Genomic DNA, 13361 nt, shown 5'->3' with positions numbered 1-13361 from the left:
CGGGATACATCAGTGCCCGTGAAATTTACCTCTACGGCGGGAGCGTCACGCTGCTCAATTTTATCGTATTCATTATGATCGGTACGCCGTGGATTTTGGCCCTCTCATGAGATACCTCCGCACGTTCCGCTCCTCCAAAACGTTTAAAGCGCTTCTCCTCTTTTTTTCGGGTACCGGAATACTCTATCTGCTTCTTTTCAGCCCGTGGGGGAACCGACTTCTCTGCGGCGTTGTCGAACAAGGACTTTCAAGCGCCTTTGAAACGCCCGTTCAAGTACGCGAATTTTCTCTGACCCACAACCGTTTTGATCTGCTTTTTGACGATGAAAACGGCAACGTCATCAGTACGCAGGGAGGATTTTCTCTGCTGACGCTCCGTCTATATGCCCATTACCGTATCGACTATCCCCAAAAAGGCGGAATAAACGCCCTCGGCATTCCTCTTAAAACAGAAGGATCGCTCAACGGCGGCATTTCGGCATTTGACATACACGGCAATGCCAAGGCATTGGGCGGAGACGTTTTGTATCGGATTCAGCTTCACCGTTTTAAACTCGCATCCCTGTACCTCGTGCTCAACCGCATCTATTATGAAGGGCTGCTTCGGTTGTTAGACTATCCCTCATCAACCGATACCGTCCTTAAAGGCACCGTCGATCTCAGAGGATTCGATACCCGCTTTGTGGAAGGTTTCGTACGCCTCTCCACCCAAACCGATCGCTTTGTACCGACGGAAATTCTGTCCGATAAGGACAACGAACCGTTCAGCCTTCATTCTTTGCTTGCCGATCAATACGGGCAAGTCAGAGCGTTCGACGTCAATGTGATACTGGAAGCATCGATGGAACACGCAGGTGTACTGGAACAGTTTGTCGGTATGCACCTCGCCGGTCCGGCAGACCTTAAAGTCATCCTCACGGGAGATAAAAAATTGCTGGCCCTAAACGGCCGTAGTTCCATCGCCCGAAGCGATACCTCCTTCTCCGCCCTGATTCCGAATCTGGAGCCGAAACGTCTTGCGATTGATGTCGCGCATGCCGACGTTGCAGAAGTGTTTACCCTCTTTGCCCTCCCCTCGCCTCTTACAGGAACGGTCGACATCAACGGAAATTTCGGCATAGAGAGCGGAAAGCTCGATGTACGTTTAAATCGGGCGTCAACCCTGCCGGAGGTTTTGAAACGCGAATACAATATCACCCAACCGCCCATCCGGTTTAACGCCGATCTTACCGCCGACCTGAGCAAAACCGGCGTCCGCTATCGCGGTTCGTTCGCCTCAGACCTCAAACGGCTTGAATTTGCCGACTCCGCCTCACACGATCAAATGCTTCGGGAACTTTTAAAAACTTTTCGCTGATACGCGGGCAAAGGGGGAATTTACCCCTTTTAGCCGACAATCGCTCCCATGGAAAACATCACAACCGCCCTTACCTATCACGACCGTACCAAACATCGTCTCCAGCGTTATGCCGCCAGTTTGGGATACATGGACTGGGACACTCAGCCGGACCCTTTCCGAACGTATGAGGGGTCTAAGAAGATTGCCTTGGCACACACGAATCTCACCCCGCCCTATCACCTCCTGTTCGATCAAGGCGCCCTTCCCGCAGCGCCGCTATGTCTGGAATCGGTCTCGCAGCTTCTGCGCTATTCGCTGGGTCTGGCGGCATGGAAAAGCGTCGGGGATTCCTCATGGGCGCTTCGCTGCAACGCCAGCAGCGGAAACCTCCAGCCGAGCGAATGCTACCTTCTGCTTCCTCCGATCGGCGGTATCAGCACGCAGACAAGCCTTTGCCATTATGCTCCCAAAGAGCACGCGCTGGAGGTGCTGTGCGAATACGACTCGCCTTTACCGAACACGCAGATCGTCCTTTTGCTCAGCTCCGTTCTCTGGCGGGAAGCCTGGAAATATGGCGAACGCAGCTGGCGCTATTGTCAGCTCGATGCGGGACACGCCGCAGCCGCCGTGCGCATCAGCGCTGCGACGTTGGGATGGGAGTCGTGCCTAGTACGCTTTGATACCGGCTCCGCCGCTGTAGCGCTCGGATTGAACGATCCGAGCCGTTTTGCCCCGATGGAAAACGAATCGGTCGATTTGGCGCTCCTGATCTCGCCCGAACCGATCGGCGACGCGCCGTTTCATCTTCCGTTCCCGCCATCGCCCCCCTCATATCCCGCAAACATTCTCAGCCCCTCGCATCACGAGTGGCCGATACTGCCGATCATTGACGAAGCGACGCAGGGGATGTACCCGCAAACGGCCCCGTTGTCACTATCCAGAACGCTGCCCGATCCTTCCAAAAGCGCCGGAGAAATTATCCTCAAACGCAGAAGCGCACAAATGATGGACGGCTCAGGAATAAGCGAAATGCACTTTCGCCGCATCCTTGACGCCTCTCTCTTTTTGCCGGAAACCGCCGACGTCCATTTCATCCTGTTCGTCCATCGCGTCGAAGGGCTGAAAAAAGGGCTTTATTGTTATGTGCGTGCCACCGAAGAGCTTGAAAATATTCGTACCGCGACAGATCCCGATTTTCTCTGGAAAGATTTCGGCAAAGGGCTGTATCTCTTGAAAGAGGGAGAGTATCAGGGTGCGGCGCAAAAGGTTTCGTGCAATCAGGAGATTGCGCGCGAAGGAGCCTTCAGCTTCGGGATGCTCTGCCGCTTTGCCTCTGTGTTGGAAGAACGCGGCGCCATCGGCTACAAAAACCTCTATCATCAATGCGGGATGGTCGGACAACTGCTCTATCTCGAAGCGACGTCGCTGGGACTAAGCGCCACAGGTATAGGATGTTTTCTCGATGACGAGGTACATACGCTGCTGGGGCTGAAAAACCAATATTACCAATCACTGTACCATTTTACGGTCGGACGGGCCATCGTCGATACGCGTCTTACCACCCTTCCGCCGTATTAGCGGTTATTGCGTCTCGGCGTCGGAGAGGGTCAGGCATAAAATAACTTTTTTGCCGTGTTCATGAAGCGTTTCGGCCGCTTCGCTAAGGGTTGTCCCCGTCGTCACGATATCATCGACCAATATTATCTCGTCGTGTTCAAACGGAACATACTGAAACCGACGCGGGTTCATCAGCCGCTCTTCGACACTTTTTCCGGCGTATTTGTACGGATTGGAAGAGCGGAGTTTTCCGTGCAACGGAGATATCAGGGGAGATTTGAGCGCCTTGTTCAGCACTGCCGTATGGCTGTAGCCGCTTTTGACGCTGTCATCAATCGCAATCGAAGCGACGGGATAATCGTAATGCCATTCGCGGGCAAACGGTGCAAAAGCTTGCCCTGCCAAAATGGTGTACACATAATAGCCGATATCGCTATGCTTGGTCAGCAGCAGCGGCTCAATCTCATGATAGGAAAAAAAGGAATAGACGGGGATAGACCCCAGTATTTTGCGTTTGTGCAGACGGGGCGTGAGAAGTGACTCGCGGCAGTCGCGGCAGATATGCGAGAGGCTGAGGCGCTCACACATCATACACCGCATGTCAATCCATTTTCAAAACGGACATAAAGGCTTCCTGCGGAAGCTGAACCTTTCCGATCGCCTTCATCCGCTTTTTCCCCTCTTTTTGCTTATCCAGGAGTTTGCGTTTACGGGAAATATCTCCCCCGTAACATTTGGCGGTAACGTTTTTGCCCATCGATTTGACCGTTTCGCGGGCAATGATACGGTTGCCGATACTCGCCTGAATCGCCACTTCAAAAAGCTGTCTCGGGACAATCTCTTTCATGTTTTTGACCAGCTCCCGTCCGCGGTAATCGGCGGACGTACGGGGGACAATAACGCTGAGCGCATCGACAATATCGCCGGCTACGCGCACATCAAGCTTGACCAGATCCCCTTCGCGAAATCCGATCGGTTCATAGTCGAAACTCGCATACCCTTTTGAGATCGATTTAAGCTTGTCATAGAAATCGACGACGATCTCGTTCATCGGAATCGAATACTCCAGCATAACCCGCGTCTCATTGAGATAATCCATTTTGTCCTGAAACCCGCGCTTTTTGGTCAGCAGCGTGATAATGTTCCCCAGATAATCGACCGGGGTAATCACCGTCGCTTTGACATAAGGCTCTTCGATCCGCTCGATGTTCTGCGGCTCGGGAAGTTCGCTCGGGTTTTGCACCTCGATCATCGTCCCGTCGGTCTTGTAGACTTTGTAGACGACTGACGGAGCGGTGGCGATCAGGTCGAGATTGAACTCCCGCTCCAGCCGCTCTTTGACAACCTCCATATGAAGCATTCCCAAAAACCCGACCCGGAATCCAAAGCCGAGCGCCACGGACGTTTCAGGCTCGTAGCTGAGACTGCTGTCGTTGAGTTTGAGTTTGTCCAGTGCATCGCGTACCGATTCGAACTCGTCCGTATCGATCGGATAAAGCCCTGCAAAAACAAACGGCTTGGCAGGGGCGTATTCGGCGACCGGTTCTTTGGCCGGATTGCGCGCATCGGTGATCGTGTCCCCGACGCGGATGCTTCCGACGTCTTTGAGCCCAAGTACGACGATCCCGATCTCTCCGGCTTTGATCGCCTGTGTTTTTTGACGGCGCAGCGGATGCGGGTACATCAGGTCAAGGACTTGATGGTTTTCGTTGTTGTGCATCAGTTTGACCATCTGATTCATGCGAATCTCGCCGTCAAATACCCGCACGAGAGCCAATGCCCCCAGATAGGAGTCAAACCACGAATCGTAGATGATCGCTTTCGTCGTCGCGGTGGGATCACCTACCGGTGCCGGTATCCGATCAACGATCGCGTCGATCAATTCGCGAATGCCGATCCCCGTTTTGGCCGAAATCAACATCGCGTCGGTCGCATCGATCCCAATGGTTGCTTCGATCTCTTCAGCTACCCGCTCGGGTTCCGCAGCGGGAAGGTCGATCTTGTTGATAACGGGGATCAGGGTCAGGTCGTTTTCCATCGCCAGATAGACGTTGGCGATCGTTTGCGCCTCAACCCCCTGCGCCGCATCGACGATCAACAATGCACCGTCGCTGGAAGCAAGTGATTTGCTGACTTCGTAACTGAAATCGACGTGGCCCGGAGTGTCGATCAGGTTGAGCACATAATGTTTGCCGTCTTTGACGTAATCGAGACGAACGCTTTGCGCTTTGATCGTAATCCCGCGTTCTTGTTCAATATCCATCGTATCCATCATCTGCTTGGTCATTTCCCGTTCGGAAACGGCGCCGCATTCTTGAATAATACGGTCGGCAAGCGTACTTTTACCGTGGTCGATGTGGGCGATGATTGAGAAGTTGCGAATATTATCCATTGGGTTGATTGCTCATTTAGTTTAATTGATGGAATTATAGCAGAACACTGCTTGGGAGGAGGGGCAAAATGCCCCGAAGAAAGCGTTTAGCTGAAAAGCGAATTGACGCTTTCGTTGTGATAGACGCGGCGGATCACTTCGGCAAACAACGGAGCGACGCTGAGAACTTTGATCTTGTCGCTGTGACCGCGCAAGGTAAGCGTGTTGGAGACAACCAGCTCGTCGAGTTCGCCGTTGTTGATGTTGTCGTACGCATTGCCGCTGAGGACACCGTGAGTGGCGCACGCCATAACCGACGTCGCCCCTTTTTTCTTGAGGGCTGCGGCCGCTTTGACCATCGTACCGGCCGTATCGACCATATCGTCGATCATAATGACGTCTTTGCCGGCTACGTCACCGATGATGTTCATCACTTCAGACTCGTTCGCTTTTTCACGGCGCTTGTCGACAATGACCATTTCAAGCCCCAATTTTTCGGCAAAATAGCGGGCGCGCGTTACCCCTCCGATATCCGGCGAAGCGATAACGGGATTGGGAAGTTTTTTGGCGCGGATGTGCTCCTGAAAAATGATCGAACCGTAGAGATTGTCGACCGGGATGTTGAAAAACCCTTGAATCTGTCCGGCGTGAAGGTCGATCGTCACAACACGGTCGATCCCCGCCGTTACGAACATGTCGGCAACCAATTTGGCGGTAATGGGGACGCGGGGAGCCGCTTTGCGGTCTTGACGCGCATATCCGAAATAGGGGACGACCGCTGTAATCGAGCTGGCCGAGCTGCGGCGAAGCGCGTCGGTCATAATCAGCAATTCCATCAAATTGTCATTGGAGGGGGCACCCGTACTTTGGATAATGAACACGTCGCGTCCGCGAACGCTCTCACTGATCTGGACGTTGATTTCACCGTCGCTGAAACGTTTGACTTGTGCTTTGGAGAGAGGGACGTCGAGGGTTCTGCACACCTCGGCCGCAAACTCGGTACACGCTGAACCGCTGAAAATTTTATATCCGCGCATGGGTTTTCCTGTTGCCAATAAATTATCGCGATTATAGCGTTCCATCACTTAGCCGTTGCTAATACTATGTGCGATAATCGGCGTTGATTTTGACATACTCGTGTCCCAGATCACACCCGTACGCTGTAAACTCGCCATTTTGAAGCCCGATGTCGCAATGGATTGTAAACGCGCTTTTTTGCATAACGGCCGCCGCTAAAGGCTCGATCGTTTCGTTAAAAAGGAGTTCCCCTTTTTTGTACACGCACACGTCATCAAACCAGATGCTCAAAAACGCTTCGTCACACATAATGCCGCTTGCTCCAACTGTCGATGCGATCCGGCCCCAGTTGGGATCCTGACCGAAAAGCGCCGTTTTTACGAGCAGCGAGTTCGAAAGTGCTTTGGCCGCGATTTCGGCTTCGTGATTGTTGACTGCGCCCGTCACTTTGTACGTGACCAGCTTCGTTGCCCCTTCCCCGTCGCGCACCATCTCTTTGGCCAAAAAGAGCATGATCGCTTCCAGCGCTTCTTTGAAGGCTCCGGCATGAAACGCGCCGCTGAGACCGTTGGACATGAGCATCACCGTATCGTTCGTCGACGTGTCGCCGTCCACGCTGGCGGCATTGAACGTCGTATGGGTACATTCATCGAGTATCGCCTGCATCGTCGCTTTATCGACAGCCGCATCGGTCGTGATGAAACACAGCATCGTTGCCATCGCCGGATTAATCATCCCGGCGCCTTTGGCCATCGCGCCGATACGGAACGATTGTCCGTTATCCAGCGTAATCTCGAACGCGATACGCTTGGCGAACGTGTCGGTCGTCATGATTGCTTCGGATGCCGCCGTACCGTCGCGGCGGGAGAGATCGAACTGCATGGCCCCTTCGATAATCTTGGCTTTCGGAAGGCGTACGCCGATAACACCCGTCGAACTCATCACCGGGTGCTGGATTTGAGGAAACTTGACCTGCAATGCGCCCAGCACCTCATCGATATCGTCAATCCCAGCTTTTCCGGTCATGGCATTCGCGTTTTTGGAATTGATCAAGACGAAATTGGTCTCAAACTCTCCTTTAAAACGAAAATGGCGGATCGGTGCCGCCGTCATTTTATTGGTTGTGAAGACCGATGCGATGGCGCAAGGACGCGAAGAGTGAATAAACGCCAAATCTTTGGCACCCTCTTTTTTCAAGCCGATGTGTATACCGTCGGCAAAAAAACCTTCGGCGGCACAAACACCGCCGCTGACCGACTCGATCTTAAACATACTTCAATTCCTCCGGTTTTTCGTGTTTTTTAATCAGCCCTTTGGTGTACAAAATCCCTTTTTGGGTTCCGATCACCAGCAGTTTACTTTCGCTCATAACCAAAACGTCCCCTTTGGGCATCGGCATAAATTTGCCGTCTTTTTTCGTAATGCCGATAACCGAAACGTTGGCGATATCGCGTAGATGGGTCTCTTTGAGTTTTTTCAATACCATCCAGCTTGTTTTGGGTACGTACACCTCTTCCATATCCAGCGGAGTATCGCTTTTGTACAGGAACTGCTCAAGAAGGTTTTCCATATCGGGACGGGCCGCCATCGCCGTGATACGCTGCGCGGCCAGTTTGGTCGAAGAGACAACGGTATCGGCACCCAATTTTTTGAGCTTGTCAATGGCGTTTACCTCTTCGGTCGCACTGATAATGTAATAGGGAACAGGAATCTGATGCTCTTTTTCAAACAAACGTACCGACGTGATAATGGCGATATTATCGGCAATCGAATTGGAGAGGGCAATTACTCCCTTTGCAGAACTAAGATGGGCTTTGAGCATTGCAATGTCGGTATGCGGTTCGGCTTTGATGTAATACGGGTATTTGTATTGTCGGGCGATCTCCTCAAGGTCCTCTCGGGGATCGATGACAACAAAAGGAATATGATTCTCCCGCAGCTGTTTGGACACTTGAATCGCATACTCGTTGTGGTGACAGATAACAAAATGCTTTTTAAGGCGGGCAATCCGATACAACATTTTCCGTTCCTTCAAAATTCGTTTTAGCTCTCCCCGATTGATAACATCGACGATGATACCGATCGAGAGGGTAAATACGGCAAAACCAAAGATAATCAGGCTAATCGTAAAGAGCTTTCCTAACGGAGAAAACTCCCCTTCTCCGAGAGACCCGAATCCTACTGTAGTAAACGTGTAACCTGTCTGGAATAACGCATTGATAAGCGAATGGCCTTCAATGTACATGTAACCGATGGTACCGATAACCATACACAGTTGAATAAGAATTAGAGGGGTTCTAAAAGGGAGAAATTGGGAATAAAGTTCAGCACTGAGAGTTATGTGGGGTTTGGGAGAAGGCTCCCAATTTAGAAATTTCTGTATCTTTCGCAGAAGATTCAACGCAGACCCTTCAGGGGACGTTTACGAATCTTTTTTCAGAGTACGAAGCTCGGAAGCAGAAATTTTCAGTTTTTTAGTGGTACCGTCTTCAAGCGTTACACGAACAGTACGAAGGTTTGGTAAAAAACGGCGCTTTGTTCTGTTTTTCGCGTGAGAAACGTTGTTCCCGCTCATTGGGCCTTTACCGCTAATAGCACATCTTCTTGCCATTTTGAGGCTCCTTGCGTAAATTTTAGTTGCGAATGATACCAAAAATAACCCAAAGCATTTCTTAAAAGCTTTTAAATAAATGCGGCATCTCTCGACTGTACAGAGAGTACGGTTTTTTTTGCCTGAGTATCATAAAGTTTTCTTTTAACGTATATACACTACAATTGGCCCACTTTTAACACTCTGGAGTCCTGCGGCACGTGATTACACAAGAACAGATATCTCTTTATATCCAGAATATTCCCGCCACCCCATCCGTTATTCGGCAGACCCTCGACCATGTCCGTAACGGGGATTTGATCAAAGCGGCCAAATGCGCGGAAGAAGACCCCGCACTCAAACTTTATCTCCGAACACTCATCAACCGCCCCATCTACGGTTTCCGCAATGAAGTAAGCAGTCTTTCCCAGATATTCGGTATTTTAGGGACTTCCAGCGCGCAACAGATATTGTACAACTATCTGATGTCGCTTCTTGTTCCCAAAGAATGGGGACTTTTTTCGTTGACCCATCAGGCGTTTTTCGATCTGCAGGCTTCTTTCAGCCGTAAATGGGAGATGATCCTCAAACACCTTAATCTTCTGACCCATGAAAACGAAAGCGCCATTACCCTTCTGCCGGCAAGCATCATTGTATGCGATGCCCTGTTCGGAGCCCATAAAAAAGAAGTCGAACAGCTGCGAAGCGTCAAAGCCCTGGACTACAATACGATTTTGCAGCGTTTGAGCGGCCAGAGCCTGTTTGACCTGTGCAGCGTCATTGCCGAAAAATGGGAAATGCCCTCGTCCATCGCTCACACGGTTCATGCCGCATCGGGCACGGACGGCAATATCGGCGAAGAGGTTAAAACGCTGGCGAAATGGATGCATCTTCTTCTGTTTTACGAATTGTCCCGATCCCCGTTCGTGGAAGCGGGTCTGAATGAATTGATCGATTTTAAAATCGAATTCGTTCAGGATATTTACGAATCTTTTACGCAGGTGGTGGGGTACGATGAGACCAACGGTTAAAGGGCGGATCGCCATCTTTCAGCCTCAGGGCTTTCTGGACGGCAACAACGCCCCCTCATTTTTGACGGTCGACGATATCAGAGCCACCGAAGCGCTGAATGTCGATATGCTGTTGGTATCGCTCAAAAAAGTGATCTTTTTCAACAAAAACGGACTGGACGTTTTCGTCCGGCTTCTCGACAACGTCCGTAACAAAAATCACATCACGGTCGGCCTGTGCGATTACGACCATGCCAAATTCAAGACCATCACCGCTTTTTACGGCGGCGGTCTTAATTTTTCCCTCTTTCGGACCGAAAAGATCGCCGAGCTTTTCGCTCCGACCAATAAAAGCGATTCAAAAACCGTTCTGATTTATAATGAAGATCCTTCCCAGCGCTCGGCAATGGCGATCGAGCTGTTTGATTACGGGCATAACCCGATCATCGCCCAGACGCAAAAAGAGTTCGAGGAAAAAAAGCAAAACGCCGATTTGTACTACGCTATCATCGAAGACAGTTATCTGGGCCTTTTCGGACAGAAAATCGCAACCCGTGTCACGGGCAATGCGATCATCTATACGATCGCCAACTTCCTTGATGCCGAAGTGACCAATACGTTTAACATCGCCTACCATATGAATTCGCTTAACGTCGGATTCCGCCTCTTTATTTTCGATGCCTATAAAGTCGTGTCGATGAACGTCCATGCGCTCAACTTTTTCACCAAACTCGCCTCTTCGGCCGCCGAATACAACGCAACGATCTGCTTTGTGGGACTGACGTTTGAAAAAACGCCCGAATCGTTTAAGCACGACATGGAAGATGTCGGCATCCTCTTTTTTGAGCAGATGGAAGACATTCTTAAAAATAAAAAGCTTCTTCAGGATTTGGGCGGAAGCTCGTCCTCTTCCAAACAAACCCGTGCCATCACCAAAGCACTGATCAACGAACTGCCCAATTTCATCGACGCGACGGTATCAACGATCAGCATGATGACCAATACGACCGCCACCAAAAATTCGGTCAATATTCAGCATTTGGAAGTCACCATGGCCCAGAACAAATACGCCAGTTCGATCGGCTTTTACGGTGACGTGGACGGCATTATCATCCTAATCTTTCCCAAAAAGATCGCTCAAAAAACATGCGCGCTGCTCATCGGCGAAGAGACGGACGATGAAGAGGCGATCCTCGATTCCCTCGCCGAATTTGTCAATATCATCGGCGGACGTGCCAAAGCGCTTCTGGCCGAGAAAAAACAGCGGGTAGACATCACGCTTCCGCGAACGTACGGCAAAGTCGATTCGCTAATGGATATGGTACAAAACAAAAAAGGGGTGCAGGTCAATCTCGACTTCGAAGGAAGTCAGTTCACCTTCTTTTTGACTCGTTAAACTCTCTCCAAACCTTTTTCGGTACAATTGCAGAAAAAAGAAGGTGTTGCCATGCTCGTCGCTCCGAGTGTCCTCTCCGCCGATTTCGGCAATCTTGCCCGTGACGTCCGCGCTATCTGCGATGCGGGGTGCGATCTCGTGCACGTTGATGTCATGGACGGCCATTTTGTCCCTAACCTGACCATCGGGCCCGTAGTCGTCGACGCCATCGCCAAAGCGGCCACTAAGCCGCTCGATATTCACCTGATGGTCGAAAACAACTCCTTCTTTGTCGATCTTTTCGCCCCTTTGAAACCCGAATACATCTCGTTTCACATCGAAGAGGAAAAACACCCTCACCGCCTGATCCAGAAAATCCGCTCTTTAGGGATCAAACCGGCTATCGTCCTGAATCCGCACTCTCCCGCCGAATCGATCGAATATCTCCTCGGCGATCTGGACATGGTTCTGGTCATGAGCGTCAACCCCGGATTCGGAGGACAGAAATTCATCCCAACCGCCGTCGACAAAATCCGCCGCCTCAAAGCACTGCGAGACCGGATCAATCCGGCATGTCTTATCGAAATCGACGGCGGCGTCGGAAGCTCCAACATCGCCCTCCTCAGAGAAGCGGGGGTCGATATCTGCGTCGCGGGAAGCTATGTCTTTGGTGCAGCGGATTATAAAACCGCCATCGAAAGCCTAAAAATCTAAATGCGCGTCAAAATTTGCGGAATTACCAATCTTGAGGATGCGTTGATCGCCATCGAGGCCGGTGCCGATGCGCTCGGGTTTGTCTTTTATCCCGAATCGCCCCGCTACATTTCTCCCGACGCGGCCAGAAAAATCATTGAAAGCCTCCCGCCGTTTGTCGAAAAAGTAGCTCTTTTTGTTAATGAAACGCCTGAACGTATTCGATCCGTCGCTCAAGAAACGGGATGTACTCTGGCACAGATCCATTTTGACGTCACTGATGATTTTTTCGCCTCACTCGCATTTCCTTCACTCAAAGTCATCCGCGCCCGAACGCCCGAAGACGTTCTTCGCCATGCCGATGAATACCGCCTTATCGATGCGTATTGCGACGTCTTCGGCGGAAGCGGAAAACGCCTCAATCTCGAATGGTTCGAGAACGTAGATTGTTCCAAAATCATCCTTGCCGGAGGGTTAGATGCGGACAATGTCGGTCCCCTCAAAGCCTACGGATTCTACGGTGTCGATGTTAGTAGCGGTGTCGAGGCGTCTAAAGGGAAAAAAGACCCTCTCAAAGTACGCACCTTCATAGCCCAGGCAAAATCGTGACCCTGCTCGATCCGAAACACATCGCCCGTTTAGCACGCCACGGTATCCCGAAAAACGAGTTCGAATCCCTTATCGGCAGCGACTTGACACTGGAACTGCTCAAGGCGCAGGGGTCAAATCTGGTTCTTTCGGACAATGTTTACCGTTTCCAAAGTACTCTTTCTTCCGTCGATGACACTCTCTTTTGCATCGTCGACATCGAAACCAACGGGTCCAAACCCTCACGTGACCAAATTATCGAGATCGGGGCAGTTAAACTCCAAAACGGCCGCATACTCGATACGTATGAAAGTCTGGTCTACTGCACCGAAATTTCCGAACAAATACAGGAGATCACCGGTATCCGTGTCGATCAGACCCTTCAAGCCCCCTCTTTGACCAAAGTAATGCGGGAATTTCGTCTTTTTTTAGGCGATGCGGTGTTTGTCGGACATGACGCGAAATTTGACTACAACTTTGTTTCTGCGATGATGGAGCGCGTGGGCCTCTCCAAACTCCTGAACCGTTCGTTGTGCACAATCGATCTGGCCGAGCGGACCATCGAATCCGAGCGCTACGGTTTGGCGTATTTGAACGAGCAACTGACGCTGTACAAAGACGCGACACACCATCGTGCCCTCTCCGATGCGATGACGACGACCAAGCTGCTTAAACGGACGCTGGCGCTGATACCCGAATCGATCACCAATGCCGAAGAATTGATCGCTTTTTCGAAAGAAGCCAAACGCCTTAAACGCCCGAAAATGAAACCGGTTAAAGAAGAAAAAAACGAAGAGAAGTGATCCCCGCGTCCGCAGGGA

General features: G+C 51.1%; 13 protein-coding genes. 7 read left to right on the top strand and 6 right to left on the bottom strand.

What is annotated here, in order from left to right; translation table 11 throughout:
- Positions 1-106 precede the first annotated feature (106 nt).
- Complete coding sequence (locus tag JU82_RS03955; protein ID WP_037946740.1) at positions 107-1357, top strand: hypothetical protein; 1251 nt, start codon at positions 107-109, stop codon at positions 1355-1357.
- A 48-nt stretch (positions 1358-1405) separates the two neighbouring features.
- Positions 1406-2917 (top strand): SagB/ThcOx family dehydrogenase, encoded by a 1512-nt coding sequence (locus tag JU82_RS03950; RefSeq protein ID WP_037946737.1) that lies wholly within the window; start codon positions 1406-1408, stop codon positions 2915-2917.
- Between the two features lie 3 nt (positions 2918-2920).
- Here JU82_RS03950 and JU82_RS03945 read toward each other — a convergent pair whose 3' ends face one another.
- The 6 genes from JU82_RS03945 to rpmB all read right to left on the bottom strand — a co-directional run bounded on the left by JU82_RS03945 (position 2921) and on the right by rpmB (position 8895).
- Positions 2921-3496, bottom strand: coding sequence for a phosphoribosyltransferase family protein (locus JU82_RS03945; protein WP_037946735.1), 576 nt, complete (start codon positions 3494-3496; stop codon positions 2921-2923).
- A gap of 1 nt (position 3497) precedes the next feature.
- On the bottom strand, positions 3498-5288 hold the full coding sequence (gene lepA / locus JU82_RS03940; protein ID WP_037946732.1) for a translation elongation factor 4: 1791 nt from the start codon (positions 5286-5288) through the stop codon (positions 3498-3500).
- 86 nt (positions 5289-5374) lie between these two features.
- Positions 5375-6304, bottom strand: a complete 930-nt coding sequence (locus JU82_RS03935) for a ribose-phosphate pyrophosphokinase (protein ID WP_037946729.1) — start codon at positions 6302-6304, stop codon at positions 5375-5377.
- Positions 6305-6368: 64 nt separating this feature from the next.
- A complete protein-coding gene (argJ, locus tag JU82_RS03930; RefSeq protein WP_037946726.1) occupies positions 6369-7556 on the bottom strand; it encodes a bifunctional glutamate N-acetyltransferase/amino-acid acetyltransferase ArgJ in 1188 nt (395 codons plus the stop codon).
- Complete coding sequence (locus tag JU82_RS03925) at positions 7549-8685, bottom strand: potassium channel protein (RefSeq protein ID WP_294892102.1); 1137 nt, start codon at positions 8683-8685, stop codon at positions 7549-7551. The genes argJ and JU82_RS03925 overlap by 8 nt, the downstream gene beginning before the upstream one ends.
- 21 nt (positions 8686-8706) lie before the next feature.
- Complete coding sequence (rpmB, locus tag JU82_RS03920) at positions 8707-8895, bottom strand: 50S ribosomal protein L28 (RefSeq protein ID WP_037946724.1); 189 nt, start codon at positions 8893-8895, stop codon at positions 8707-8709.
- Between the two features lie 200 nt (positions 8896-9095).
- Between rpmB and JU82_RS03915 the strand changes: the two genes are divergently transcribed.
- Genes JU82_RS03915 through JU82_RS03895 form a run of 5 tightly spaced genes read left to right on the top strand, consistent with a single transcriptional unit; the run spans position 9096 to position 13343 of the window.
- Positions 9096-9905 carry an HDOD domain-containing protein gene (locus JU82_RS03915; protein ID WP_037946722.1) on the top strand — a complete coding sequence of 270 codons (810 nt, stop codon included), beginning with the start codon at positions 9096-9098 and terminating at the stop codon, positions 9903-9905.
- Complete coding sequence (locus JU82_RS03910; RefSeq protein ID WP_037946719.1) at positions 9889-11280, top strand: chemotaxis protein CheX; 1392 nt, start codon at positions 9889-9891, stop codon at positions 11278-11280. Before JU82_RS03915 ends, JU82_RS03910 begins: the two co-directional genes overlap by 17 nt.
- 51 nt (positions 11281-11331) lie before the next feature.
- Positions 11332-11973, top strand: coding sequence for a ribulose-phosphate 3-epimerase (rpe, locus tag JU82_RS03905; RefSeq protein WP_037946717.1), 642 nt, complete (start codon positions 11332-11334; stop codon positions 11971-11973).
- Complete coding sequence (locus tag JU82_RS03900) at positions 11974-12561, top strand: phosphoribosylanthranilate isomerase (protein ID WP_037946715.1); 588 nt, start codon at positions 11974-11976, stop codon at positions 12559-12561. It begins immediately after the preceding gene.
- Positions 12558-13343 (top strand): 3'-5' exonuclease, encoded by a 786-nt coding sequence (locus JU82_RS03895; RefSeq protein ID WP_037946713.1) that lies wholly within the window; start codon positions 12558-12560, stop codon positions 13341-13343. The genes JU82_RS03900 and JU82_RS03895 overlap by 4 nt, the downstream gene beginning before the upstream one ends.
- Positions 13344-13361 lie beyond the last annotated feature (18 nt).

Source organism: Sulfuricurvum sp. MLSB (genome assembly GCF_000747095.1).
Taxonomy (GTDB): Bacteria; Campylobacterota; Campylobacteria; order Campylobacterales; family Sulfurimonadaceae; genus Sulfuricurvum.
This window is presented reverse-complemented; position numbering and strand designations above follow the sequence as displayed.

Excerpts from the sequence above, each read along its gene's own strand:
- JU82_RS03910 (WP_037946719.1), top strand. The coding sequence starts at position 9,889 with ATGAGACCAACGGTTAAAGGGCGGATCGCCATCTTTCAGCCTCAGGGC.
- rpe (WP_037946717.1), top strand. The coding sequence starts at position 11,332 with ATGCTCGTCGCTCCGAGTGTCCTCTCCGCCGATTTCGGCAATCTTGCC.
- JU82_RS03955 (WP_037946740.1), top strand. The coding sequence starts at position 107 with ATGAGATACCTCCGCACGTTCCGCTCCTCCAAAACGTTTAAAGCGCTT.
- argJ (WP_037946726.1), bottom strand. The coding sequence starts at position 7,556 with ATGTTTAAGATCGAGTCGGTCAGCGGCGGTGTTTGTGCCGCCGAAGGT.
- JU82_RS03900 (WP_037946715.1), top strand. The coding sequence starts at position 11,974 with ATGCGCGTCAAAATTTGCGGAATTACCAATCTTGAGGATGCGTTGATC.
- JU82_RS03945 (WP_037946735.1), bottom strand. The coding sequence starts at position 3,496 with ATGCGGTGTATGATGTGTGAGCGCCTCAGCCTCTCGCATATCTGCCGC.
- JU82_RS03935 (WP_037946729.1), bottom strand. The coding sequence starts at position 6,304 with ATGCGCGGATATAAAATTTTCAGCGGTTCAGCGTGTACCGAGTTTGCG.
- JU82_RS03950 (WP_037946737.1), top strand. The coding sequence starts at position 1,406 with ATGGAAAACATCACAACCGCCCTTACCTATCACGACCGTACCAAACAT.
- rpmB (WP_037946724.1), bottom strand. The coding sequence starts at position 8,895 with ATGGCAAGAAGATGTGCTATTAGCGGTAAAGGCCCAATGAGCGGGAAC.
- lepA (WP_037946732.1), bottom strand. The coding sequence starts at position 5,288 with ATGGATAATATTCGCAACTTCTCAATCATCGCCCACATCGACCACGGT.